This window comes from Vibrio sp. 378, assembly GCF_033339435.1.
The window spans coordinates 1-731 of record NZ_JAWOUO010000501.1 but is presented as its reverse complement, the minus strand read 5'-3'; the positions used below and the strand labels follow the sequence as shown (position 1 = coordinate 731).

The following is a 731-nucleotide window of genomic DNA, read 5'->3' as shown; positions in this document are numbered from 1 at the left end:
TACGCAAAAATCGCGTTACTTGCTCAGAGCCTGCCACCTATCGACCTTTTGATTAACAACGCTGGTTACTACGGCCCTAAAGGTTATGGGTTTGGCAATACCAATGTGGATGAATGGCGTAAAGTACTTGAGATTAATACGATAGCGCCACTTAAACTGGTCGAAACGCTCTATCCACAACTGCAACAAGGACAGTTGAAAAAAATCGCCTGCATCTCTTCAAAAGTCGGGAGTATGACGGAGAATACATCGGGTGGCGGCTATATTTATCGCTCGTCAAAGGCGGCACTCAATTCCGTAGTAAAAAGCTTAAGCAATGACTTAACGCCTGACGGTTTTACTGTCCTTGCTTTGCACCCTGGTTGGGTACGCACCGCAATGGGTGGGCCAAATGCACTTATAGATGCAGAGACATCAGCTCAAGGGCTGGCACAAGTTATTGACCAAAGCACCGTTGAACACTCTGGTCAATTCATCAATTACGACGGAACTTCGCTTCCTTGGTAAGTATTTTATAAAAAGATGAGAGGTAGGTTAGCTTTATGCTTTCTACTTCTCTGACAACCTTGAATTTCTGCGTTTCCTTTCCAGACTTAGTAAGGCTATCAAACAAATAAGGAGAGTGAGCATGGCTGCGGATAGAGATCTGGTGAATTTTAGTGAAGATCACGAACTCAACTACTGCTTAAGAAGCGCAGGGAAACGTCAAACACAAGCGAATCGCGATGCGT

Annotated in this window: 1 protein-coding gene; it reads left to right on the top strand. The window is 44.7% G+C overall.

Going from position 1 to position 731, the window contains the following annotated elements; all coding sequences use genetic code 11:
• The coding region (locus R7Q48_RS27185) for an SDR family oxidoreductase (RefSeq protein ID WP_318133358.1) at positions 1–507 on the top strand (507 nt) is incomplete at its 5' end.
• Between the last annotated feature and the right edge of the window lie 224 nt (positions 508–731).